Raw genomic sequence first — 21,040 nt, forward strand, 5'->3', positions numbered from 1 at the left:
CGGTAAGTAGTGACCTGGCTCAAAAAATTATAACGAACGTTTTCTATGTTTGTTAGTGTGCCTACGACGCTCACCTGGGAGGGACCTGCAGTGACGACGATGCATGACGTGCCGGACACGGCGGCGGGCCAACCGCCGAGCCCTCTGTCCCAGCGGGTGTTCAGCCACCTGCACCGCTCCGACCAGCAGCGATGGGGTCACGTCTACCTCCAGGGACTGCTGCGGACGCCGGGGAAGAAGACCGTGCGCAAGATGGCCTCCGCCGTCACCGGCTCGGAGGCGGCGTCGGCGTCGCTGCACCAGTTCGTCAACGCCAGCCCGTGGGACTGGGCCCCGGCGCGCGGCGAACTGGCCCGCTGGGCCACCCGGTCGCTGCCGGTACGGGCCTGGACGCTGGCACCGGCGGTACTGCCCAAGCGGGGCGACCGCTCGGCCGGGGTGCACCGGCGGTTCCTGCCGGAGACCGGACGGACCGTCAACTGCCAGCTGGGGCTCGGCCTGTTCCTGGACACCGGGCAGGCACACATGCCGGTCGACTGGCGGCTGTTCCTGCCGCCCCGCTTCACGCACGACGCGGCGGCGCGCGACCAGGCGAAGATCCCCGCGGCGGCGCAGGCCACACCTCTGTGGGCGCACGCCCTCGACCTGGTCCGGGAGACGGCGTCGTGGTCGGCGGCACGGTCGGCGTCGTGGTCGGCGTCGCCCTCGACGGCACAGACCGCGGCGCGGTCGGTCCCGGTGGTGGCCGACCTGACCTCCCTGTGCGACGCCCTGCCACTGGCGCGCCACCTGCACGGCGGCGGGCACGCCTACGCCCTCGCCCTGCCGGGCCAGAGCACGCTCGCCGATCCCGAACTGCCGCCCGGAGAGCGGGAGTCGGTGCGCGGACTGCTGCTGCGCCGGGGCGTCCTGCGGGCGGCGGGCACGGGGCGGCAGGTGGTCTCGTACGACACACCGGCGACCGGGCTGCGCCCGGACGGCGGACCCGGGCACCGGACGGTGCGCCTGCTGGCCGAATGGGACGCGGCCGGCAGGCGGCCGGGCCGGATCTGGCTGACGAACCTCACCGAACGCCACCCGGCCGACGTGCTGGAGCTGACCCGATCGCCCCGGGGCGCGCAGGCCGCGATCCGGCGCATGGGCGAGGACTTCGGCCTGCTGGACTTCGAGGGCCGCTCCTTCCCCGGCTGGCACCGGCACATGACGCTGGTCTCGGCCGCGTACGCCTGCGGCGTCCTGGAGGGCACCGGCTACTGACTCGATGCTCGTACCTACAACTGAAGAGCGAGCGGCCTCCCGCTCCCCCGGCTCCCGGCCTCCCCAGATGATTGCATGGGCATGTATATTGTTGGGAATCGCAGTCGAGAAGGGGAGCCGTTCCATGACGATCCACCAACAGCCGCGCGCCGCCTCCGACCAGGACATGTGGGAGGCCGTACTCGGCCTGCAGGCCTTCGTGGAACGACAGCTCGCGCACTCCCTGCAGCGCCGCCACGGCGTCGGCCTGTCCGAGTACCGGGCCCTGGAGGCCCTCGCCCAGACCGAGAAGGGCGAACGCCGCATGCAGGAGCTCGCCGACCGCATCGGTCTGGGCCAGAGCTCCGTGACGCGCCTGGTGGGAAGGCTCGACAGCGCCGGTTTCGCCCACAAGGACACCTGCGCCGACGACAAGCGCGGCGTTTTCGCCGTGATCACCGAGGCGGGCCGCAAGCGGTACCAGGAGGCCCGCGCCACCTACGCCGACGTGCTCAGCTCGGCACTCAACACCGCGAGCGCCGACGACCAGTTCGCCCGGGCGGTGCAAGCGCTGCGCAGCGCCGCCTGACACGACCGGGACAGACGGCGGGAGGCATCCGGGGAGACCCGGTGGCCTCCCGCCGTCTTTTGCATGCTCGGGCCATTTTCCCCTGAGGGCCGCACGTGACCTGGATCACTCCAGATCGAAAGATACATGCTTGACCATGCAAATGTTTGGCCCTAGATTCTTCCTCGTAGCCACCACCGATCACTCCGATCACTCCATCGAGGGGGGACCGTTGCCTTCGCCTCGCCTGTTGCAGGCCATCAGCCGGCACGTGCAGGAAAGACCCGACAGCACCGCGCTCGTCAGCGCCGGTCACCGGGTCACCTACGCAGAGCTCGACCGGCTGACCCGCCGTGCCGACGCAGACCTCGACGGCGCCGACTTCGGCCCCGTACGCGCTCTGTGCGTTCCGGCCCACAAGTCGCCGGAGACGATCGCGCTGCTGCTGGCGGCCTGGCGCCGGGGGATCAACACCCTGGTTCCGTCGCCGGGGCTCGGCGCCGCCGCCCAGTCCACGCTCATCGCCCAGGCACACGGCCCGCTGTCGGCCGTCGCGGTACCCGGCGGCGGTGCGACCCTCTCCCGGGAGCAGGCCGATCCGGCACTGGCGGAGGGTTTCCGTGTCCCCGACGCCGCAGAGTCGCTGCTCACCCTCACCACCTCCGGGTCCACCGGCGTGCCCAAGCTGGTTCCGATCCACACCGACTCCTTCGACCGCTTCGGCGCCTGGGCCACGGACACGTTCGGGCTCGACGCCGCCACCAGGTCGCTGAGCTTCGCCCCCCTGAACTTCGACCTGGCGCTCCTGGACGTGTGGACCGTGCTCCTGGCCGGCGGCACCGTCGTCCTGGCCGACGCGGGAGCGAGCGGGGACTCCGGTTACCTGCGCGAACTGACCCAGCACAACGAGGTGACCCTCGTCCAGGGCGTACCGCTGCTGCACCGCCTCCTGGCCGCCGACCACGCCCGCTATCCGACGGTCCGCACGGTCGTGTTCACCGGCGAGGCCGTCTCCGAGCAGGGGCTGCGGGACGCGTTCGCCTCCTGCCCGGCCGCCCGCTTCCACAACGTCTTCGGCTGCACGGAGACCAACGACAGCTTCGTCCACGACATCGACCCGGACGCCCTGGTGCACCCGCTGCCCATCGGCACACCGATCGAGGGCACCGAAGCCGTGGTGCTGATCGAGGGCGCCGACGGCGCCCGGGTGCTGCGCGGCCCCGGCATCGGCGAACTGCTGGTGCGCACCCCCTTCCAGACCGGCGGCTACCTCGAACAGGCCCGCAACGCCCACGCGTTCCTGCCGGACCCGCGCGGCGGCGACGCCCTGTTCTACCGCACCGGCGACCTCGTCCACCGCGACGCCGACGGCCGGTACTTCCTCCAGGGGCGCACCGACTTCCAGGTCAAGGTGCGCGGCGTGCGCACCAACACGCTGGAGGTCGAGACCGTACTGGAGGCGCATCCGGACGTCGTCGAGGCCGCCGTCGTCGCCCTGCCCTGTCCCGAGGCCGGTACCCGGCTGCACGCCGAAGTGGTGCGCCGGGACGGAGTCTCCCTCAGCTCGCTGGGCCTGCGGGCGTACGCGGCCAAGCACCTGCCGCGGCACGCCGTGCCCAGCTCGGTGGGGCTCACCGGCACTCCGCTGCCGAAGACCCCCACCGGCAAGCCCGACCGAAATTCCATCAAGAACGCCCGACTGAACGGAATCGCCTGATGAACATCGCCACCACCGACCCGATACGCGACTACATCGTCCAGGACTTCCTGGGCGGCGAGGACTCTGAGGACCTGACCGACGACTTCGACCTCATCGAGAGCACCGTGGTCAACAGCCTCGGGCTGGTCCGCCTCATCTCCTGGATCTCCGAGACGTACGCCATCTCCGTCGACGACATCCCGCTGGAGCCGGACGTGTACCGGACCCTCGCGGACATCCGGCGCTTCGTCACCCAGGCCGCTCCGGCCGCTCCGGCCGCGGCCTGACGAGCGCCGCTCCCCCGCACCACCTGCACCACTCGCACCACTCGCACCACTCGCACCAGCAGCACGCCCAGATACCGCGATGACAGGAGTGTCCTCATGATCGTCCGTTCCCTTTCCGACGTCCCCGCGATCCAGTGGGGCAACGGCACCAGCCACCGCCTGCTCACCGAGGCCGACGGCATGGGCTTCACCGTCTGCGAGACGCTGGTCCGCCAGGGCACCACCAGCTCGCTGCAGTACCTCGGCCACCTGGAGGCCTGCTACTGCATCGGCGGCTCCGGCGAGGTCGTCACCAAGGACGGCGACCGCCACAAGATCAAGACCGGCACCATCTACGCCCTGGACCTGCACGACGCCCACCACCTGGTCGCCTCCGACGACGAGGACCTGCTCCTCGTCTCGGTCTTCAGCCCGGCGCTGCGCGGCGACGAGAAGCACTCGCTGTCCGAGGACGGCTTCTCCCGCTACTGATCCGTCCCCGCCGGGTGCGGGGCAGCACGCCCCGCACCCGGCGACCCCGGCGACCCGCATCCGCCGCCCCGCACCCGGCGCCCCCCCGAAAGGCAAGGCAGAACAGGCATGGCAGTAGAGAAGGCCGCAGACACCTACGGCGTCACAGCGCCCTACGGCGACGAGTTGAACGACGACGTCACCGGCTGGGACCGCGCCGCGAAGTTCCCGCACGAGAAGTGGAAGCCGCTGCAGCAGTCCGGGCTCTTCACCCTCCCCTTCGCACCGGAGTACGGCGGAGCCGGGCGGACCCTGACCGAGACCATGGCGGCACTGGAGGGCCTCGGCCACACCAGCCGGGACGCCGGGCTGAACTTCTCGGCGTCCACCCAGATCGTCAGCGTGGGCATCCCGCTCCAGGCCTTCGGCTCCGAGGAGCTGCGGGCCCGCCACCTGCCGCGCATCACCTCCGGCCAGGCCATCACCGCCCACGCGATCACCGAGGCGGGCCACGGCTCGGACGTGATGAACATCCGGACGACGGCCGTCCGCGAGGGCGACGAGTACGTCATCAACGGCGGCAAGCTGTTCATCACCAACGCCCCCGTGGCCGACCTCTTCCTGCTGTACGTCCGCACCGGCAAGCCGGGGGCCTTCGGGCTGAGCACCTTCCTCGCCGAGCGCGACACGCCCGGCCTCACCATCGGCGAGCCGCTGGAGACGATGGGCCTGCGCACCTCCCCGATCAGCGAGGTCACGCTCAAGGACGTCCGGCTGCCCGTCGCCAACCGGCTGGGCAGCGAGGGCGCCGGCTTCCTGATCATGGACCACGTGATGAAGCGGGAGGTCCTCTTCTCCTTCGCGGTCAACCTCGGCGAGATGACGCACCGGCTGAAGCGGGTCGTCGAACACGCCACGACGCGCCAGCAGTTCGGCAGCGCCATCGGCAAGAACCAGGCGGTCTCCCACAAGATCGCCGACATGCGGATCGCGGTGGAGACGGCCCGCAAGTGGCTGTACGACACCGGCCGCAAGGTCGAGGCGGGCACGGACGCCTCGCTCGACGTGGCCGCCACCAAGATCGTGGTCAGCGAGGCCAACCAGCGCACCGCGCAGGACGCGATCCAGATCTTCGGAGCCCGCGGCTATCTGACCGACACGGGCATCGAGCGCGAGCTGCGCAACGCCGCCGCCGGCTCCATCTACTCCGGCACCAACGAAATCCAGCGCAACTGCATCGCCGCCCTCATGGGCCTGTGACGAGAGGCACCCGCATGACCGACACCATGGCCCCCACCACGGCCCCCACCACCGCCCCCGCCGCCGAAGGACCGCTGACCGACGACGAGCGCGCCCGGCTCACCGCGGCCACCGACTTCCTCGACCACGAGCACGAGAGCGTCCGGGCCTTCGTCGCCAAGGCCCTGCGCGGCATCGACCGCGAGAGCGCCGACCCGGTCGACCTCGCCGTCGCCCTCTACTACGCGGTCCGCGACGGCATCCACTACGAGGTCTACGGAGCCGACCTGTCGCGGCAGGGCCTGCGCGCGTCCCACGTCCTGGACGTCGGCAAGGGCTTCTGCCTGCACAAGTCCGTGCTGTACGCCGCCTGCTGCCGCGCCGTGGGCATCCCCGCCCGGCTGCACTACAGCGACGTCCGCAACCACCTCGCCTCCGACCGGCTGCGCGAGTACATCGGCGGCGACGTCTTCTTCCACGGCCTGGCCACCGTGTACCTCGACGGCCGCTGGCTGAAGGTGACCCCGGTCTTCAACAAGCTCCTGTGCCGTCTGTACGGCATGACCCCGCTGGAGTTCGACGGCCGCGCCGACAGCCTCTACCACCCCTTCGACGGCCAGGGCCGGCAGAGCATGGAGTTCCTCACCGACCACGGCGACTTCGACGACGTCCCCTACGAGTTCGTCATGGGCAACATGCGCCGCAAGCACCCGAAGTTCCTGGACGCGGACGGCACCGGAACCGTCGGCGGCGGCTCGCTCGCCGACGAAGCGGCCTGAGACCGCGCCGCCCCGCCCACGACCGAGCAGCAGCAGCACACCAGACGAGGAGAAGCACCCCATGTCGCAGTTCCAAGCCCGCGAGGACGGCTGGGCCGCGGTGGCCCGCGTCGGCGTCGTCGTTCCGCACGCGGACGTCGGCCCTGAGTCCGAGTTCCAGGCGATGGCACCGCGCGACGTCTTCGTCCACGGCTCCCGCGTCCACTTCGGGGCGATGCGCCCCGGCGGGGAGATGGACCCCAAGATTCCGCACGATCCGGTACGCGCCTTCATCGACCCGCCCTTCATCGACGACGCGGTCGAGCTGCTCGCCGCCTCGCCGCTGGACTCCATCGCCCTGGGATTCACCAGCTCCGCCTACGTGCTGGGCGCCGACGGCGAGCAGAAGCTCTTCGAGCGGCTCGCCGAGCGGACCCGCGGCATCCCGCTCACCGGCACCACCCACGCGGCCTCGGCCGGTTTCACCGCCCTGGGCGCCGAGCGGATCGCGCTCGTCAACCCGCCGTGGTTCGACGACGAACTGTCGTCCCTGGGCGCCTCGTACTTCGGCGAGCGGGGCTTCGACGTGGTCCACCACGCCCCGTGCGGTCTGCCCAGCAACCAGAAACTGATCACACCGGAGGCGCTCGTGCAGTGGATCGAGTCCACCGTCGCCCCCGAGCGGCCCCAGGCGGTGCTGGTGGCAGGCAACGGCATCCGCGCCGTGGGCACCATCGCGGGCCTGGAGGAACGGCTCGGGTTCCCCGTGCTCACCGCGAACCAGGTGCTGTTCTGGCACGCGCTGCACCTGGCGGGCGGGGCCGAGGCAGCCGCGCGGGTCACCGACTACGGGTCCCTGTTCGGCGTACGCCCCGAAGGCTCGTCCGTGGGCTCGCCCGTGGCGGCGAGGGCGGCGGAATTCGTGGGCGCGGGGGCAGCCGCATGAGCCTGCTGTCCGCGTACGGCTACGAGGCCGCCGTACAGGAGACCTGCGACACCCCCGAGTACCGGATGCCGCTCGTCTGCTGGCAGGACACCGGGACCGGCGTGTGCGGGCTGGTGCTCTACCGCGGGGCGCTGCGCCCGGCGGAGCAGGTGCCGGGGTTCCGGCGCTACGTCGTGACCGAGGACTTCGAGCAGCACTCCACGACCGGCCTGTGGCCGCTGCTCGCCGCAACCGCCTGACTCGACCCGCGGCGGGGACCGGCCGGGTTCCCGCCGCAGCAGGGAGCCGTATCGACATGACACACGACCTCACGTGGTCCGACGCACCCCCCGGGGAGGTGCTCGATCCGGTCGGCATCTGGATCGTCCGGGCCCCGGCCGGGCAGCGCCTGGTGGCCGACGGGTCCCCGCCCGACTGGCTCGACGAGAACGAACGGCGCCGACTGGCCGCGATCCCGCGCCCGGAGGGCCGGGAGGCGTACGTCTTCGCGCACTGGGCGCTGCGGAGCGTGCTCGGTTCCTCCCTCGGCTGCCGGCCCGGGAGCATCGGCTTCCTGCGGCAGCCGTGCCCCGGCTGCGGCGGGGCGCACGGCAGACCGGCCCTGGACGACCGGGTGCCGGGCGGGGAGGCGCTGGAGTTCTCGATGTCCCACAGCGGGGACCTCGTCGCCGTCGCGCTCGCCGAAGCCACCATCGGCATCGACATCGAGTCGTGGCCCACCCCGGAGGCGGTCGCCGGGTACCTGCCGTTCCTCCACCCGAGGGAGCAGCAGTGGCTGGGCGGCCGTCCGGACGACGAACTCGTCCGGGACTTCGCCCGCCTGTGGACCCGCAAGGAGGCCATGGCCAAGGCGACCGGACAGGGCATGGCCGCCGTCATGAACCGGCTGGATCTCACCGGCCAGCCGCTCGGCTGGCGGGTGCGGCAGCTTCTCGCACCCCCCGGGTACGAGGCCAGCTTCGCCGTTCCGGCCTCGGTGCATGTCGAGGTCACGGTGCACGAGGAACTTCCGGAACCCCTGCCGGGATCCATGCCGGGGCCCCTGCCCGAGCCCCTGCCGGAACCGGCGGCCTGACCCCACGGCGGGCGCAGGCTCCCCCCTCTCCGGGGTGGAGCGTGCGCCCGCCGTGTCGTGTGCCCGGGCCACAAACCCCGCGTCGCGCCTACAGGCCGAGCGCCGTCTCGACGGTCACCTCGGAGGTGAAGGCCGACGCCCCGTGCTGCTCCACCGACACGGCCACCCGGTGCCGGCCCGGGCCGTCGGGGACCGGTTCGCCCACCAGGACCAGGGCGGGGGCGTCGAACTCGACGTACCGGATGAATCGCGTGCGCATCCCGACCACGGCGTGCGGGCTGTCGAACGCGGCGTGCGCCGCCTGCCGGGCGGCCTCCAGCAGGAGCATCCCGGGAGCGTGGTCGACGGCGTGGTCGAAGAGCACCGGGTGCGCGGGGTCGGAGCGCAGCAGCCATCGCCCCCGCCCGCCGCCGGGGGCCGGTGAGAGGACCACGTCGTGCCGGGAGTCCCGGTCCACCCGGCGGGGCTCCACGGGCGGGCCCGGCGGCAGCCGCAGCGCGAGTGCCGCGGCCTTGTCCGCGTACGGTCCGCGCAGCCGTCGGTAGACGGCGGCGGGCTGGTTGTTGAAGCGGGTGCGGGCGGTGCCCAGCAGCCGTTCGCCCTGGTGCACCTCGACGTCCATCACCATGCCCGCGAACCTGGCGCCGCGCCGGACCACGTCCGAGCAGGCCACCGTCAGCCGCACCTCCTCGTCGGCTGTGGTCACCAGCGAGGCCAGCGGCTCGAAGGAGAAGCTGAAGTCCTCCCACGCCTGCTGGTGCTCGCGGGGAACGCCGTGCACGGCGTGGGACAGCAGCGGCACCGCCTGGCGCACGCTCTCGGCCAGCAGCAGCGGATCGTACGCACCCTGCGACGGCCGGTAGAAGTCGTGCTGCCGCGGCCAGTTCGCCGTGAGCACGAAGCACTCCGGGGACCGCTCGGCCCACGTCGTGAGCAGGATTTCCTCCGCGCACAGCTTGTGCACCTGCCACTGGTGCACCGGCTGCGGGTGCACCGCCGACTCGTGCTCCGGCTGCGTCTCACGGCTCAGTACGGAAACAGACAACTCCGCCCCCCAGGCTCGGTAGTGATGACGGTTGACTACACGGAGACACCGCAAGGCGACTCCGCGTGCCGTCGAACAAAATAATCATTCTTTTTTTTCGACACGTCAAGGGCAGCCATCGCCCTCCCCTGGGCCCTCTGGGGCCGATTTTCCGGTAGCCGGGCCCCTGCGACCCAGGTAACATAAGAATCATTCTTTTTTGAAAGGTGAGTGACATGGCGCACCTCAAGCAGGAACGGGCGGAGCAGACTCGCCGCGATCTCCTGTACGCAGCCGCGGAGGTCTTCGACGAGTTCGGTTACGCGGGGGCCAGCATCACCCGCATCCTCAAGCGGGCCGGAGTGACGGCGGGAGCCCTGTACTTCCACTTCGGCTCCAAGGAGGACCTGGCCAAGGCGGTGATGAGCAGCCAGCCGGAGACCATCGCCCCGCTGCTCGCCACCGGCGGGCTGCAGCGGCTCATCGACCTCACGCTCGTGTGGTCGTGGCAGTTGCAGCGCGACCCGCTGCTCAGGGCCGGCGTACGGCTGACGAACGAACAGGCATCCATGGCGGGGATGGCGAACCCGGACCCGTACGAGAAGTTCCGCAGCATCATGACGGAGTTCCTCCAGGAGGCGCAGGAGCACGGCGAGCTGCAGCCGGGCATCGAGCCGGTCACCGTCGCGGAGTTCGTGGTCGCCGCCTGCACCGGGATGCAGATGTACTCCCACGTGGTGAGCAACCGCACCGACCTCCCCGAGCGCACCCACCAGATGTGGAACCTGCTCCTGCCCGGCATCGCGGTCCCGGCCGTGATCACCCGGGCCGAGACGACGCCCGCCCGGGGCGCCTCGCTGATGCCCTGACCACCCGGTCGCCCCTCTCCTTCCGCCCCCGTCCGCACGTTCCGCACGTTCCGCTGCGGACGATTCCCTTACGGAGCCGCATGCTCTCGCTACGCCTGGCCGCCCTGAACATCGACGGCGTCCTGCTCAACGACACCTTCAGTCCGGTGATCCGCCACTTCGTCGTCAGCCGGGGCGGCGTGTACACCGCCGAGCTGGAGCGGTCCGTCTTCTCCCAGCCGCAGCACATAGCGGGCGAGTTGCTCGCGGCGGCCGTGGGCGGCGGCATGACGGGCCCCGAGGCCCTCGCCGCCTACTTCGAGGACCGCGCCGCCCACACCGACCGCCACCCGGTCACGGTCACGCCGGGCACGCGCGAACTGCTGCACCGGCTGCGGGAGGCGGGCCTGCGCACGGTCTGCTACGGCGGGCTGGGCAAGGACCACTTCGACCGTCACCTGGGGCAGTACGCCGACCTGTTCGACGGGCCGGGCTACGTCTGCACCAACGACATCCGCCCCGGCCTCAAGGAGATCACCGAGGACGTCTTCGGGCTCCGGCCCGAACAGGCCCTGTTCGTCGACGACGTGGCCCGGGTCGCCGTGGCGGCCCGTGAGCTCGGCACCGCCTTCGTCGGCCACCCCTCCGCCGACGCCCACAGCCACCAGCGCGCCTTCATGCGGGAGGCGGGTGTACGTCACGTGATCAGCGGTCTCGACGCGCTCGACGACGGCCTGCTGCACCGGATCGACCGGGAGGTGGGCGCCGGCACGTTCTGGGACCCCGCCCCGTCCGCGGCCGAGCAGGACGTGCTCGCGTGAAGCCGGCCGGGCCCCTGCTGGCGGACAAGGTGGCGCTGATCACCGGCGCCTCCAGCGGCATAGGCGCCGCCGCGGCCCGCTGCTTCGCCGCCGAAGGAGCCGCCGTCGTCCTCGTGGCCCGTCGGGCCGGTCTGGTGGAGGAGGTGGCGCGGGGCATCCGGGAGGACGGTGGCCGGGCGGTGGCCGTACCCGGCGACGTCACCCGGTACGCGGACATGGAGCAGGCCGTCGCGACGGCGGTCGACGAGTTCGGCAGCCTCGACTGCGCCTTCAACAACGCCGGTTACGCCAGCGCCGGACCGCTGCTGCACGAGCTCTCCGACGAGGTCTTCCAGCAGACCGTGGACGTCAACCTGCGCGGTGTGTGGAACTGTCTGCGCGCCCAGATCCCCGCCATGCTGTCCGCGGGCGCGGGGGCGATCGTCAACACCTCCAGCGTGGCGGGCGTCCGCGCCACCGCCGCCTCCGCGCCCTATGTGGCCGCCAAGCACGCCGTCCTCGGCCTGACCAGGGCGGCCGCCGCCGAGTACGGGGCGTACGGCATCCGCGTCAACGCAATCATGCCGGGCAGCACCGACACGGAGATGATGGACGGCGTCCTCGGCGCCGACCCCGCCGTGCGGACCCGGTTCGGCGGCAAGGCCATCCAGCAGCGTCTCGCCGACCCGGTCGAGATCGCCCGGTCGGCGGTCTGGCTGTGCTCGGACGCCTCGTCCTTCACCACCGGTGCCGTCCTCGCGGTGGACGGGGGCAGGACCGCGCGATGACGCCGGTACGACCGCGGGCGCCTGCCGTCCCTTCGAGGTGAAGGGAGGGCAGGCGCCCGCGGTGCACGACGGGGTCAGACCTGGAGGGCCGTGGCCCGGTCGTCGAGGCTCTTCGGCTGCGGCGCCGGAGCGGCCTCGGGGGCGGTACGGTCGGCCAGCTTGAGCCAGATGACGCCGACGATGATGACACCCAGCCAGACGCCCTTGGCCACGGTGAGGGTCTCGTCGAAGAAGAGGGGGCCGAAGACGGCCGCGCCGACGGCGCCGATGCCCGCCCAGACGGCATAGCCGATGCTCACGTCGATCGAGCGCAGGGCGAGGCTCAGCGCGTACAGCGTCAGCAGGAAGAACACCACGGCGACCAGGGACCAGGTCAGACGGCTGAAGCCCTCGCTGCCGCCGACGGCGAGCGCGTAACCGATCTCGAAGACACCGGCGAGCAGCAGCATGAGCCAGGCGTTGGCGGAGCTCCGGGGTGCGTGGGACATGGGGGTGGGTCCTCTCGTAAGACAAGGGGCTGAGGTGGCTGACAGGGCTTGAGTGGCTGACGGGGCTGGTGTCAGGTGGTGGCGACGTGCGCCCGGGGGTGGGCCGTGGCTCAGGCGGAGCCGCTGAGCTGGAGGCCGACGACGCCGCCGATGACCAGGGCGATGCCGATGACCTTCTTCCAGTTCAGGCGCTGGCCGAAGAACAGCGCTCCGAGGACGGTGATGCCGACGCCCGCGACGGACGTCCACAGGGCGTAGCCGACGCCGACGTCGAAGGTCAGCAGCGCCTTGCTGAGGAAGAAGGTGGCGGCGGCACCGCTGGCCAGAGTGATGGCGGTCCACTTGCGGTTCTTGAAGCCCTCGGCCTTGCCCGCGGCGATGGCGACGGTGGTCTCGAAGGCGACGGCGATGGCGAGGTAGAGCCAGTGCATGGGGGGTCCTTCCGTGCGGTGAGTGCGGTGAGTGCGGGGGTGGAGTGGAGCAGGGGGGTATGGCTGCGGCGGGTGTCCGGGGGCGGTCAGAGCCGGGCCGGGCCACCGGTGAGGTAGTCCCGGAAGGGCTGCTCCGCCTCGGGCAGCCGCAGTGCCGTGACCTTGAGCGGCCAGTTCGCCGGGTCCTCGGCGAACAGGGAGTACGAGTCCGTGTAGTCGAAGCCGAACCGGGCGGCGGTCCTGCGGTCGGCGGCGTGCACGATGTGGGCGACGCCGGCGTACCGTGCCGCCAGGTAGCAGAGGGCGCAGGGTTCGCCGGAGGCGATCAGGAGGGCTCCCGCGAGGGCGTGCAGGCCGTGCCGGGCGGCGGCCTCGCGCAGGGCGACGACCTCGGCGTGGGCGGTCGGGTCGCTGGTGTCGCGGACCCGGTTGAAACCGGCCCCCAGCACCCGTCCGCCGTTCACGACCAGGCCGGAGAAGGGGATGCCGCCCTGCGCGACGTGCTCGGCGCTGATCCGGATCGCCTCGTGGGCGTACTCCGTGACCTGCGCGAGCTCGCTGTCCGTCAGGTCGCCTTCGTGGGTCCGCATGAGCAGTTCTCTCCCGAGTTCAGCCGGTCAACTTCATAGGGTCAATGATTTGCCTGCACATGCATGGAATTTCTTCCACGGAGCCGCGGGCACGATGTCCGTCCACGCGCCTTAATCTTGCATGTGCATGTAACAACTGTCAAGCACGGGAACGCGCTTGGGCGTTCTCCAGCGTCGCCAGCGGCTCGATCAGCCGGGGGTCGAACGACGCCTGCTCCTCCCCCGCCGCCACCTTGCGCGGCAGGTCGGGGTTGGCCAGCGCGGCCGTGCCGATCGCCAGGAGGTCGGCGTGCTCCTCGTCCAGGACGCGCCGTGCCACCGCGTCCCGGTGCAGCCCGCCGTTGGCGATCACGGGGAGCCCGGTGGCCTTCCGGGCGAGCGCGGGAAGGGTGGACCCGAGCCGCCCGGACGGCATGGGTCCGTCGGCGGCCCAGTCCCGGCCGCTCCCCGCCAGGTGCAGGTATCCGGCCCCCGCACCGGCCGCGGCCTCGAAGACGGCCGCCGCCTCGGCGTCGCCGCCCGGCCACCGCCACGAGGGATCGTTGATCTTCCCCTGGGAGAAGCGGACGCCGACCGGGAACCCGGGCCCGACCGCCCCTCTGACCTCGGCCGTCACCTCCCTGACGAGCCGCAGCCGCCCCTCGGGCCCGCCTCCGTACCCGTCCGTGCGGACATTGGTGTACGGAGTGAGGAACTGGTCGAGCAGATAGCCGTTGGCCGCATGGATCTCCACGCCGTCGAACCCGGCCTCGCGGGCCCGGGCCGCGGCGGTGACGAACCCGTGCACGGCCTCGGCGATCTGCCGGTGGGTCAGCTCCAGCGGTACCGGCCAGCGTCCGCCGCCCCGGTACTTGGCCAGTTGTTCGCCCAGTGGCTGGACCGCCGAGGGCCCGGCCGCCCGGTCGCGGAACCGGTTGCCCTGCGCCACGGCCCCGGCGTGCATCAGTTGCAGGACGATGCGCGCCCCGGCGGCGTGCGCCTGCTCCACGACGGGCCGCCAGGCCTCGGCCTGCGCCTCGTCCGTGATGCCCGGCTGGTACAGGTACCCCTGGCTGAAGGCGGTGTCGGTGTACGTCCCCTCGGTGATCAGGAGGGCGAAACCGCCCCGGGCGAAGTCCCCGTAGTAGTCGGCCATTTCCGGTGTGGCCCGGCCGTCCTCGGTGGCGGACACCCGGGTCATGGGGGCGAGGGCGAACCTGTTGCGCAGTTCCATTCCCGCGAACCGGCAGGCGGTGAGGGCGGAGTGAGTGCCGGTCACCTCAGCAGCCCCCCTCGATGCCGCAGGCGGCGCCGTACGCGACGTCCTCCGCCTGGTGCGCCCGGGCGTCCAGGATCGCCTTGCGGAGTTGGGCGACGCGCGGGACGCCCTCGATGCGGGTGTCGCCGACGAGCAGGGTGGGCACCGACCGCACCTGGTGGGCCGCCGCCTCCCGCAGGGCGTCCTGGTGCCGGGCGCGATGGGTGCCGTCCTCCAGCGCGGCCCGGAAGCCGGCTTCGTCCAGGCCGATCTCGCCCGCCAGGGCGGTGAGGACGTCGAGCTGGCCCAGGTCCTGGTTCTCCTGGAAGAAGGCGCGGAACATCCGCCGGTTGTAGGCGGTGCCCAGGCCCCGGTCGGCCGCGTACTGGTACCCCTCGAAGGCGAGCGCGGTGTAGGGCTGGGGCGACACGTCGGGGAGCGTGATGTCCACGCCCAGGGCGCGGGCCATCGGGTAGACGGCACGCTCCCAGATCTCCGGCAGGTAGGGGTCCTCCGGCCGCAGAGTGGGGTGGGGGTGGGGGCGCAGCTCGAAGGGCATCCACTCGACCTCCACCTCGACGCCGACGTCGGCGATCGCCTCCTCCAGGGGGCCTTCGGCCAGCATGCAGAAGGGACAGACGTAGTCGGACCAGATCTTGATCTTCACTGGGTCGGCCATACAAGGCTCCTGGTAATTGATTGCGTAAGCAATAAGGGTGCGCGCCGACGGGACCCCGGGCGGCGAGAACGCTCAGAAGGTTGCACGAGCATGCACTTTTATGTCAAGTTCTCCTGGCCCCCGCAGAGCTGACGGACCGGCACCCTGCAGCACCACCCGGCATCACGAGGAGAGGCGTCCCGACATGAGCCCACGGACCATCACCACCACCGAGCGCACCGGGGAAGGGACCGCGGAGCGCGTCACGGACCACCCCGCGACCGCCGACATCACGCTCCAGGGAGTGCTGGAGGCCCTCGCCGATCCGGTACGGCGCACCATCGTGCGCGGGCTCGTCCACGCGCCCGGCCACATCGCCTGCGGCAGCTTCGATCTCTCCGTGACCCGCTCCACCCGCACCCACCACTTCAAGGTCCTCCGGCAGGCGGGCGTCATACGGCAGCACTACGTCGGCACGTCCCGCCTGAGCGAGCTGCGCGCCGAGGAGCTGGAGCGGCTCTTCCCCGGGCTGCTCTCCGCGGTCGTCGGCGCGTCGTCGGCCACGGAGAGCACGGAGACCGCCGAAACCACGGAGATCGCGGTGAGGTGAGGGGCGGTACCCCCGCCCCACGCGGGCCCCCCGCCCCAGGCGCCTCGCCGCTACCTGCTCAGGCGCCTCGCGCGCCACAGCACGAAGAGCGCCGAGGACACCGCCGCCACCCGCACCAGCACCGGCCACAGCCCGGACAGGGCGTCGGCCAGCGCGCCTTCCGCCTGGAGGGACAGCGGCGCGCCCCACCGCCCCTCCGTGCGGCCCCACAGCCACACCAGCCCCCCGGCCACCACCACTCCCGGCACTCCGAGCGCCGCGAACTTCGCCTCGGTGCGGGTCAGCCTGCGGGACACGTACACCAGGAACCAGCCGCCCAGCAGGAGCAGCAGGTTCCCCACGACCGCCCCCGCCACCAGCAGGACGGCGGCCAGCAGCAGGAAGGGGCTCCCGCGCGGGACCAGGGGCGCGCGCACGAACGCGTCCTCCTCGCCGGCCGCCGGTGCGCGGCGGCGCCGCAGCCGCGCCGGAATCCAGGGCCGCCGCCCGTCCGCCTGCGGCTCCTCCTCCCCGGACCCCTTCTCCTCCCCCTCTTCGTCCTCCTCCTCCGCGGGCGGCCGGAGTATCTCGGGGATCTCCACGCCCCCGGTGAAGCCGGGCACCGCCGTGCCCATGCCGCCGAAGGGCCCCGGCTCCGTACGCCACCAGTCGGGGTTGGCGTCGCCGGGGCCGAGCTCGTCCGTCCCCGCGACATGCGGCGCGGACGGGCCGGACGGGCCCGGCGGCGCCTTCTCGAACCCCACCGGCGCCTCGGGCTCCTCCGGCGCGGCGGCGCGCCGCTGCCGGGGCACCCTGCGTGACGTACGCGTGGACAGCACCGCCTCCACCCCGCCGCCGTCCGCCGCGTCCACGACCTCGTCCGGCGTGCCGAGCCTGCCGAGGATGCGCTGCACGGCGGCGGCGCTGTCCGGGCCGCCGATGGCCTTGGCGCGCTGCCGGTCGATCTCCCCGCGCAGGGCGCTGACCAGGCGCATCCGGTCGCCGGAGTCCAGCTGGCGCTGCTGGGCGAGGTCGCCGACCCGGCTCAGGTAGTCAAAGACCAACTGGTCGCTCTCGATGCCCACGGCGTCCGTCCCCTGCGTGTTCTGCGGCCCCGACGGCTTCGGCACCTCGCGGATCGTGTACGTCGATCTCCTGCCCGCAAGTGCCGGTCGGCCACGCCCGGTTGCCGACCCGCCCCGCACCGACGGTAGCGCCTGACGCTCGGGGCGGAGCGGTTCAGGGGCTAACGTGGGGCGGATGGGGACCAGCGAGCGCGACCTGGAGGCGCACGTGCCCGAACAATTCACCACCGGGAACCACACGGCGGACGCATCGAACACCTCGGTGGGCCACCACACCCCCCGGCCCGACACACCGGCACGTCACGACGCCGCCCGCACGGACACCACCGCCGCGAGCGACTCCGCCGCGGGTGGCGCGGCGCGCCCGGGCACGTCGGCGCATGCCACCGCGCGCCGGGCCACGCCGGTGGACCTCGACGCCTCCGCCACACCGGTGGACCTCGACGCCTCCGCCACACCGGTGGACCTCGACGCCTCCGCCACGGACACCTCGGCGAGCAGCACCGCCCACCGGGGCACCGCCGCGCACCGCACCCCGCACACCGGCACCCCGGCGGACCGCGGCACCAACACACCCGCTGCTCGCGACGCCGCCGCGAGCAACACCGCCCGCACGGGCACATCCGCCAGCGACGCCCCCCAGCCGGGCATCCCCCCGCACAGCGCCGCCCGCACCGACACACCCGCTGCTCGCGACGCCGCCGGCGCGAGCAACACCGCCCGCCCGGACACGTCCGCCAGCGACGCCCCCCGGACGGGCATCCCCCCGCACAGCGCCGCCCGCACCGACACACCCGCAGGCCCCGAAACCGTCGCCCGCGCGGACAGTTCCCCGGGCGGCACCCCCCGCACGGACGCCGACCCGGCGCCGGGCCGCGCCGCCGTGCACGGGCAGGCCCCCGCCTCCGCCCCGGGGCCCCTCGGGCGCGTGCCGGGTTCCCTCGGTGCTCCCCGAGCGGCCTCCGACGCCACCCGGCAGAGCAGTGCGGACGCCTCCGACGCCACCCGGCAGAGCAGTGCCGACGCCTCCGACGCCACCCCGCAGAGCGGGGCCGCCGCGCCCCGTACGCTCGCCGAGTCGCTGCGTACGCGGCCCGACTCCTCCCTCGCCGCGCTGCTGCGGTCGCGGCCCGATCTGCTCAACCCCGTGCCCGGCGACCTCACCCTCCTCGCCACCCGGGCCGGGACGCGGGCCTCCGTCGTGCGGGCCCTGGAGCGGCTGGACCGGTTCTCGCTCCAGGCGGCCGAGGCGCTCGCGGTGGCCCCCGATCCGGCTCCGTACGAGACGCTGCTGCACCTCATGACCGGCGACGAGGGCGACCCGGCGACCGCCGCCGCCCTCCCGGACGCCGTGCACACCCTGCGCGAGCAGGCCCTCGTATGGGGCGGCGACGACCGGCTGCGGCTGGTCCGCACGGTCCGCGAGCTGCTCGCGCCCTCCGCCACACACCCCTCCCCGACCGGTCTGGGCCCGACCGTCGCCGAGGCGACCGCCGGGATGTCCCCGACCCGGCTCCAGGAGATCCTGACGGCGATCGGGATTCCGACCACCCACGACCCGGTGTCGGCGGTACGGGCCCTCACCGCCCTGTTCACCGACCGCTCCCGCATGGACGGCCTGCTCGACACCGCGCCCTCCGACGCGCTGACGGTGCTGGACCGCCTGGTGTGGGGTCCGCCGTACGGCGAGGTCAGCTCCGACCCGGCCCCGCCGGTGCGCTGGCTGCGCGACCACGGCCTGCTGCTGCCCACCAGCGCCCGCACGGTCGTCCTGCCCCGCGAGGCCGCCCTGCACCTGCGTGCGGGCCGCGCCCACCGCACCACGGAACCCGCGCCTCCGCAGCTCGCGCCCGCCGCCACGCACGCCCCGAAGATGGTGGACCTGACGGCGGCCGGCCAGGCCTTCAGCGCCCTGTCCACCGTCGAGGAGCTGCTGAAGGACTGGGACAAGGGCGGCCCGGCCGTCCTGCGCTCGGGCGGCCTGAGCGTCCGCGACCTCAAGCGCACGGCCACCGCCCGCGACCTCACCGAGCCGACCACCGCCTTCTGGCTCGAGCTCTCTTATGCGGCGGGCCTGTTGGCCTCCGACGGCCAGGCCGACGAACGGTACGCGCCCACTCCCGCGTACGACGAGTGGCTCGACCTGCCGCCCCAGGACCGCTGGTCCCGCCTCGCCGCCGCCTGGCTGCGCGCCACCCGCACCTCGGGCCTGGTCGGCGGCCAGGACGCGAAGGGGCGGACGCTGTCCGTACTGGGCCCGGACCTGGACCGTTCGTCCGCCCCTGAGGTACGCCGCCGGGTCCTGACCCTGCTGGCCGCCCTCCCGGAGGGCACCGCCCCCGACCCGGACGCGGTCCTCACCCGGCTGCGCTGGGAACGCCCGCAGCGCGGCACCACCGGCGAACTCCGCGCCCGGCTGGCCCTGTGGACGCTGGACGAGGCGGAGCTGCTGGGTGTGACGGGCCGGGGCGCGCTCTCGGCACACGGGCGGGCGCTGGCGGGCCTGGACGGGGACCCCGAGCACCCGAAGTCCCCGGCACCCACCGAAGCCGACGCCGAAGCGGCCACCGCCGCCCTCCGCGCCGCCGCCCTCCTCGCCCCCCTCATCCCGGAGCCCCTGGACCACGTCCTCCTCCAGGCCGACCTGACCGCCGTGGCCCCCGGCCCGCTGCAACGCCCCCTCGCCGAGGCCCTCTCCGTGCTCGCCGACATCGAGAGCCGGGGCGGCGCGACGGTCTACCGCTTCACCCCCGGTTCGGTGCGGCGCGCCCTGGACTCCGGCCAGACCGCCTCCGACCTGCACGCCTTCCTCGCGGCGCACAGTCGTACCCCGGTTCCGCAACCGCTCAGCTACCTCATCGACGACGTGGCCCGCCGGCACGGCCACCTGCGGGTGGGCGCGGCCTCCTCGTACGTCCGCTGCGACGACGACGCCGTGCTGGGCGAGATCCTCGCCGACAAGCGCTCCGCCGGACTCGGCCTGCGCCGCCTGGCCCCGACCGTGCTGGCCTCCCGCGCCGAACCCGCCGCCCTCCTGGACGGGCTGCGCTCGATGGGCTTCGCCCCGGCGGCGGAATCAGCGGCAGGGGACGTCCTGATCACCCGGGCGGACGCCCACCGCACGCCGCCCCGGACGGCTCCCGTCCCGGTGCCGGAAGGTCCTCCCGTACCGGACGAGACCCTGCTGAGTGCCGCCCTGCACGCGATCCGCGCGGGCGACATGGCGGCGAACGCGGCCCGCAAGCCGACCGCCCCCGAGTCGCCCCGCTCGCACAACTCCCTGCCCCGCACGTCCTCCGCCGAGACCCTGGCGACCGTCCAGGCGGCGGCCATGACGGGCTCGGCGCTGTGGATCGGCTACGTCAACGCGGACGGCGCGGCGAGCCAGCGCGTGATCGCGCCGGTCCGGGTGGAGGGCGGTTTCGTCACGGCGTACGACCACACCGCGGACGAGGTCAAGACGTACCCCTTGCACCGCATCACGGGAGTGGCCGAACTGGCCGACGACCCGGCCTAGTCGGGGGGCTGCCCGGCCGGTCAGGGAGTCCGGGCCCCGGCACCCCCGGCACTCCCGGCACTCCCGGAACGGGACCGGGCCCGGGCGGCGAGCCCGCTCCCCCACGTCCGCCAGGACGCCTTCCCGCTCTCCGGCTTGTCCAGCTTGCCCGGCTTGCCCAGCACCGGAGCCGCGGGCTCCGCGACGGGCTCGGCCACGGGCGCCTCCTCCCGGTACCGCTTGCGGTGCACCACACGCCCCAGTCGCCGCCCGAGCACCAGCCACCCGATCAGCGCCCCGGTCGTGTTCATGATCACGTCGTCCACGTCGAACGCCCGCCCGGTGACGATCGCCCCCTGCGCCAGCTCCACCAGCACGATCACCGCGACGGTCGCGAGCAGCATCCGCAAGAACCGCCACCGCCTCGGCCCCAGGATCGGCAACAGCACCCCAAACGGCACCCCGAGCAGCACGTTCCCCCCGACCTGCTTGCACGCCGCGAGGAAGGTGTAGTCCTGCGCGTACTGCCGCAGCGAGTCACCGGGCCGCAGGTTGCTGTGCACGAGCCCCTCGGAGGCGGGCGAGGGCACGAGGGTCAGCTTCGCCAGGACGACGGAGAAGCCGATCAGCACGAGGAAGGCCAACAGGATCAGGGTGGTCCGCAGGAGCACCCAGCTCCACAGGGGACGCGGTTCCACTTCGGCGACGGGCGTGCGCTCGGCAGTCATGGCATCCCGCTTACCCCGCC

General features: G+C 72.8%; 23 protein-coding genes. 15 read left to right on the forward strand and 8 right to left on the reverse strand.

The annotated features are described in order from the left end of the window. Nucleotides 1-99 precede the first annotated feature (99 nt). From ACIO3O_RS06165 to ACIO3O_RS06210, 10 genes are all read left to right on the forward strand, one after another. A complete protein-coding gene (locus ACIO3O_RS06165) occupies nt 100-1,257 on the forward strand; it encodes an IS701 family transposase (RefSeq protein WP_401743393.1) in 1,158 nt (385 codons plus the stop codon). Between the two features lie 124 nt (nt 1,258-1,381). Continuing rightward, on the forward strand, nt 1,382-1,825 hold the full coding sequence (locus ACIO3O_RS06170) for a MarR family winged helix-turn-helix transcriptional regulator (protein ID WP_401742535.1): 444 nt from the start codon (nt 1,382-1,384) through the stop codon (nt 1,823-1,825). A 250-nt stretch (nt 1,826-2,075) separates the two neighbouring features. Then, entirely contained in the window at nt 2,076-3,521 is a 1,446-nt protein-coding gene (locus tag ACIO3O_RS06175; protein ID WP_401742536.1) for an AMP-binding protein, read from the forward strand. Continuing rightward, entirely contained in the window at nt 3,521-3,790 is a 270-nt protein-coding gene (locus tag ACIO3O_RS06180; protein ID WP_401742539.1) for an acyl carrier protein, read from the forward strand. Before ACIO3O_RS06175 ends, ACIO3O_RS06180 begins: the two co-directional genes overlap by 1 nt. Nucleotides 3,791-3,886: 96 nt before the next feature. Continuing rightward, the gene (locus ACIO3O_RS06185) at nt 3,887-4,261 is read left to right on the forward strand and encodes an ectoine synthase (RefSeq protein ID WP_401742540.1); all 375 of its coding nucleotides are present in this window, start codon (nt 3,887-3,889) and stop codon (nt 4,259-4,261) included. A gap of 108 nt (nt 4,262-4,369) precedes the next feature. Further along, entirely contained in the window at nt 4,370-5,500 is a 1,131-nt protein-coding gene (locus ACIO3O_RS06190) for an acyl-CoA dehydrogenase family protein (RefSeq protein ID WP_401742542.1), read from the forward strand. Nucleotides 5,501-5,514: 14 nt separating this feature from the next. Further along, complete coding sequence (locus tag ACIO3O_RS06195; protein WP_401742544.1) at nt 5,515-6,258, forward strand: transglutaminase family protein; 744 nt, start codon at nt 5,515-5,517, stop codon at nt 6,256-6,258. A 61-nt stretch (nt 6,259-6,319) separates the two neighbouring features. Continuing rightward, entirely contained in the window at nt 6,320-7,183 is an 864-nt protein-coding gene (locus ACIO3O_RS06200; RefSeq protein WP_401742546.1) for a maleate cis-trans isomerase, read from the forward strand. Further along, on the forward strand, nt 7,180-7,422 hold the full coding sequence (locus ACIO3O_RS06205; RefSeq protein ID WP_401742549.1) for a DUF6253 family protein: 243 nt from the start codon (nt 7,180-7,182) through the stop codon (nt 7,420-7,422). The genes ACIO3O_RS06200 and ACIO3O_RS06205 overlap by 4 nt, the downstream gene beginning before the upstream one ends. 56 nt (nt 7,423-7,478) lie before the next feature. Next, nucleotides 7,479-8,258 carry a 4'-phosphopantetheinyl transferase family protein gene (locus tag ACIO3O_RS06210; RefSeq protein ID WP_401742552.1) on the forward strand — a complete coding sequence of 260 codons (780 nt, stop codon included), beginning with the start codon at nt 7,479-7,481 and terminating at the stop codon, nt 8,256-8,258. Between the two features lie 88 nt (nt 8,259-8,346). On the opposite strand, the gene ACIO3O_RS06215 is transcribed toward ACIO3O_RS06210, so the two are convergent. Next, nucleotides 8,347-9,303: a ScbA/BarX family gamma-butyrolactone biosynthesis protein gene (locus tag ACIO3O_RS06215; RefSeq protein ID WP_401742555.1), complete on the reverse strand. Its 957-nt coding sequence runs from the start codon at nt 9,301-9,303 to the stop codon at nt 8,347-8,349. A 215-nt stretch (nt 9,304-9,518) separates the two neighbouring features. On the opposite strand from ACIO3O_RS06215, the gene ACIO3O_RS06220 reads away from it, so the two are divergent. The 3 genes from ACIO3O_RS06220 (at nt 9,519) to ACIO3O_RS06230 (ending at nt 11,718) form a co-directional block, all read left to right on the forward strand. Continuing rightward, on the forward strand, nt 9,519-10,151 hold the full coding sequence (locus ACIO3O_RS06220; protein ID WP_401742556.1) for a ScbR family autoregulator-binding transcription factor: 633 nt from the start codon (nt 9,519-9,521) through the stop codon (nt 10,149-10,151). A gap of 80 nt (nt 10,152-10,231) precedes the next feature. Further along, nucleotides 10,232-10,951, forward strand: a complete 720-nt coding sequence (locus tag ACIO3O_RS06225) for an HAD family phosphatase (RefSeq protein WP_401742558.1) — start codon at nt 10,232-10,234, stop codon at nt 10,949-10,951. Then, a complete protein-coding gene (locus ACIO3O_RS06230; RefSeq protein ID WP_401742560.1) occupies nt 10,948-11,718 on the forward strand; it encodes an SDR family NAD(P)-dependent oxidoreductase in 771 nt (256 codons plus the stop codon). The genes ACIO3O_RS06225 and ACIO3O_RS06230 overlap by 4 nt, the downstream gene beginning before the upstream one ends. A gap of 74 nt (nt 11,719-11,792) precedes the next feature. Here the strand turns inward: ACIO3O_RS06230 and ACIO3O_RS06235 are convergent, their stop codons facing one another. The 5 genes from ACIO3O_RS06235 to ACIO3O_RS06255 form a co-directional block, all read right to left on the reverse strand. Next, nucleotides 11,793-12,206, reverse strand: coding sequence for a DMT family transporter (locus tag ACIO3O_RS06235; RefSeq protein ID WP_401742562.1), 414 nt, complete (start codon nt 12,204-12,206; stop codon nt 11,793-11,795). Nucleotides 12,207-12,316: 110 nt separating this feature from the next. Continuing rightward, nucleotides 12,317-12,637, reverse strand: a complete 321-nt coding sequence (locus ACIO3O_RS06240; RefSeq protein WP_401742563.1) for a DMT family transporter — start codon at nt 12,635-12,637, stop codon at nt 12,317-12,319. Nucleotides 12,638-12,723: 86 nt separating this feature from the next. Then, complete coding sequence (locus ACIO3O_RS06245; RefSeq protein WP_401742565.1) at nt 12,724-13,227, reverse strand: nucleoside deaminase; 504 nt, start codon at nt 13,225-13,227, stop codon at nt 12,724-12,726. A gap of 139 nt (nt 13,228-13,366) precedes the next feature. Next, complete coding sequence (locus ACIO3O_RS06250) at nt 13,367-14,485, reverse strand: NADH:flavin oxidoreductase (RefSeq protein WP_401742568.1); 1,119 nt, start codon at nt 14,483-14,485, stop codon at nt 13,367-13,369. Between the two features lies 1 nt (nt 14,486). After that, nucleotides 14,487-15,143 (reverse strand): DsbA family protein, encoded by a 657-nt coding sequence (locus tag ACIO3O_RS06255; protein WP_401742570.1) that lies wholly within the window; start codon nt 15,141-15,143, stop codon nt 14,487-14,489. A gap of 184 nt (nt 15,144-15,327) precedes the next feature. Here ACIO3O_RS06255 and ACIO3O_RS06260 point away from each other — a divergent pair, with 184 nt between their 5' ends. Then, nucleotides 15,328-15,732, forward strand: coding sequence for an ArsR/SmtB family transcription factor (locus ACIO3O_RS06260; protein ID WP_401742572.1), 405 nt, complete (start codon nt 15,328-15,330; stop codon nt 15,730-15,732). A 50-nt stretch (nt 15,733-15,782) separates the two neighbouring features. Here the strand turns inward: ACIO3O_RS06260 and ACIO3O_RS06265 are convergent, their stop codons facing one another. Then, complete coding sequence (locus ACIO3O_RS06265; RefSeq protein ID WP_401743394.1) at nt 15,783-16,796, reverse strand: hypothetical protein; 1,014 nt, start codon at nt 16,794-16,796, stop codon at nt 15,783-15,785. 1,081 nt (nt 16,797-17,877) lie between these two features. Between ACIO3O_RS06265 and ACIO3O_RS06270 the strand changes: the two genes are divergently transcribed. Next, on the forward strand, nt 17,878-20,313 hold the full coding sequence (locus ACIO3O_RS06270; protein WP_401743397.1) for a helicase-associated domain-containing protein: 2,436 nt from the start codon (nt 17,878-17,880) through the stop codon (nt 20,311-20,313). A 20-nt stretch (nt 20,314-20,333) separates the two neighbouring features. On the opposite strand, the gene ACIO3O_RS06275 is transcribed toward ACIO3O_RS06270, so the two are convergent. Beyond that, nucleotides 20,334-21,020 carry a VanZ family protein gene (locus ACIO3O_RS06275; RefSeq protein WP_401742575.1) on the reverse strand — a complete coding sequence of 229 codons (687 nt, stop codon included), beginning with the start codon at nt 21,018-21,020 and terminating at the stop codon, nt 20,334-20,336. Nucleotides 21,021-21,040 lie beyond the last annotated feature (20 nt).

It is taken from the genome of Streptomyces sp. NPDC087440 (genome assembly GCF_044744005.1).
In the GTDB taxonomy this organism is placed as follows: domain Bacteria; phylum Actinomycetota; class Actinomycetes; order Streptomycetales; family Streptomycetaceae; genus Streptomyces.

What these genes read in the sequence shown, in the direction of transcription:
- ACIO3O_RS06165 (WP_401743393.1), top strand. Translation starts at nt 100, where the DNA reads ATGCATGACGTGCCGGACACGGCGGCGGGCCAACCGCCGAGCCCTCTG.
- ACIO3O_RS06170 (WP_401742535.1), top strand. Translation starts at nt 1,382, where the DNA reads ATGACGATCCACCAACAGCCGCGCGCCGCCTCCGACCAGGACATGTGG.
- ACIO3O_RS06180 (WP_401742539.1), top strand. Translation starts at nt 3,521, where the DNA reads ATGAACATCGCCACCACCGACCCGATACGCGACTACATCGTCCAGGAC.
- ACIO3O_RS06185 (WP_401742540.1), top strand. Translation starts at nt 3,887, where the DNA reads ATGATCGTCCGTTCCCTTTCCGACGTCCCCGCGATCCAGTGGGGCAAC.
- ACIO3O_RS06190 (WP_401742542.1), top strand. Translation starts at nt 4,370, where the DNA reads ATGGCAGTAGAGAAGGCCGCAGACACCTACGGCGTCACAGCGCCCTAC.
- ACIO3O_RS06195 (WP_401742544.1), top strand. Translation starts at nt 5,515, where the DNA reads ATGACCGACACCATGGCCCCCACCACGGCCCCCACCACCGCCCCCGCC.
- ACIO3O_RS06200 (WP_401742546.1), top strand. Translation starts at nt 6,320, where the DNA reads ATGTCGCAGTTCCAAGCCCGCGAGGACGGCTGGGCCGCGGTGGCCCGC.
- ACIO3O_RS06205 (WP_401742549.1), top strand. Translation starts at nt 7,180, where the DNA reads ATGAGCCTGCTGTCCGCGTACGGCTACGAGGCCGCCGTACAGGAGACC.
- ACIO3O_RS06210 (WP_401742552.1), top strand. Translation starts at nt 7,479, where the DNA reads ATGACACACGACCTCACGTGGTCCGACGCACCCCCCGGGGAGGTGCTC.
- ACIO3O_RS06220 (WP_401742556.1), top strand. Translation starts at nt 9,519, where the DNA reads ATGGCGCACCTCAAGCAGGAACGGGCGGAGCAGACTCGCCGCGATCTC.
- ACIO3O_RS06225 (WP_401742558.1), top strand. Translation starts at nt 10,232, where the DNA reads ATGCTCTCGCTACGCCTGGCCGCCCTGAACATCGACGGCGTCCTGCTC.
- ACIO3O_RS06235 (WP_401742562.1), bottom strand. Translation starts at nt 12,206, where the DNA reads ATGTCCCACGCACCCCGGAGCTCCGCCAACGCCTGGCTCATGCTGCTG.
- ACIO3O_RS06240 (WP_401742563.1), bottom strand. Translation starts at nt 12,637, where the DNA reads ATGCACTGGCTCTACCTCGCCATCGCCGTCGCCTTCGAGACCACCGTC.
- ACIO3O_RS06245 (WP_401742565.1), bottom strand. Translation starts at nt 13,227, where the DNA reads ATGCGGACCCACGAAGGCGACCTGACGGACAGCGAGCTCGCGCAGGTC.
- ACIO3O_RS06255 (WP_401742570.1), bottom strand. Translation starts at nt 15,143, where the DNA reads ATGGCCGACCCAGTGAAGATCAAGATCTGGTCCGACTACGTCTGTCCC.
- ACIO3O_RS06260 (WP_401742572.1), top strand. Translation starts at nt 15,328, where the DNA reads ATGAGCCCACGGACCATCACCACCACCGAGCGCACCGGGGAAGGGACC.
- ACIO3O_RS06275 (WP_401742575.1), bottom strand. Translation starts at nt 21,020, where the DNA reads ATGACTGCCGAGCGCACGCCCGTCGCCGAAGTGGAACCGCGTCCCCTG.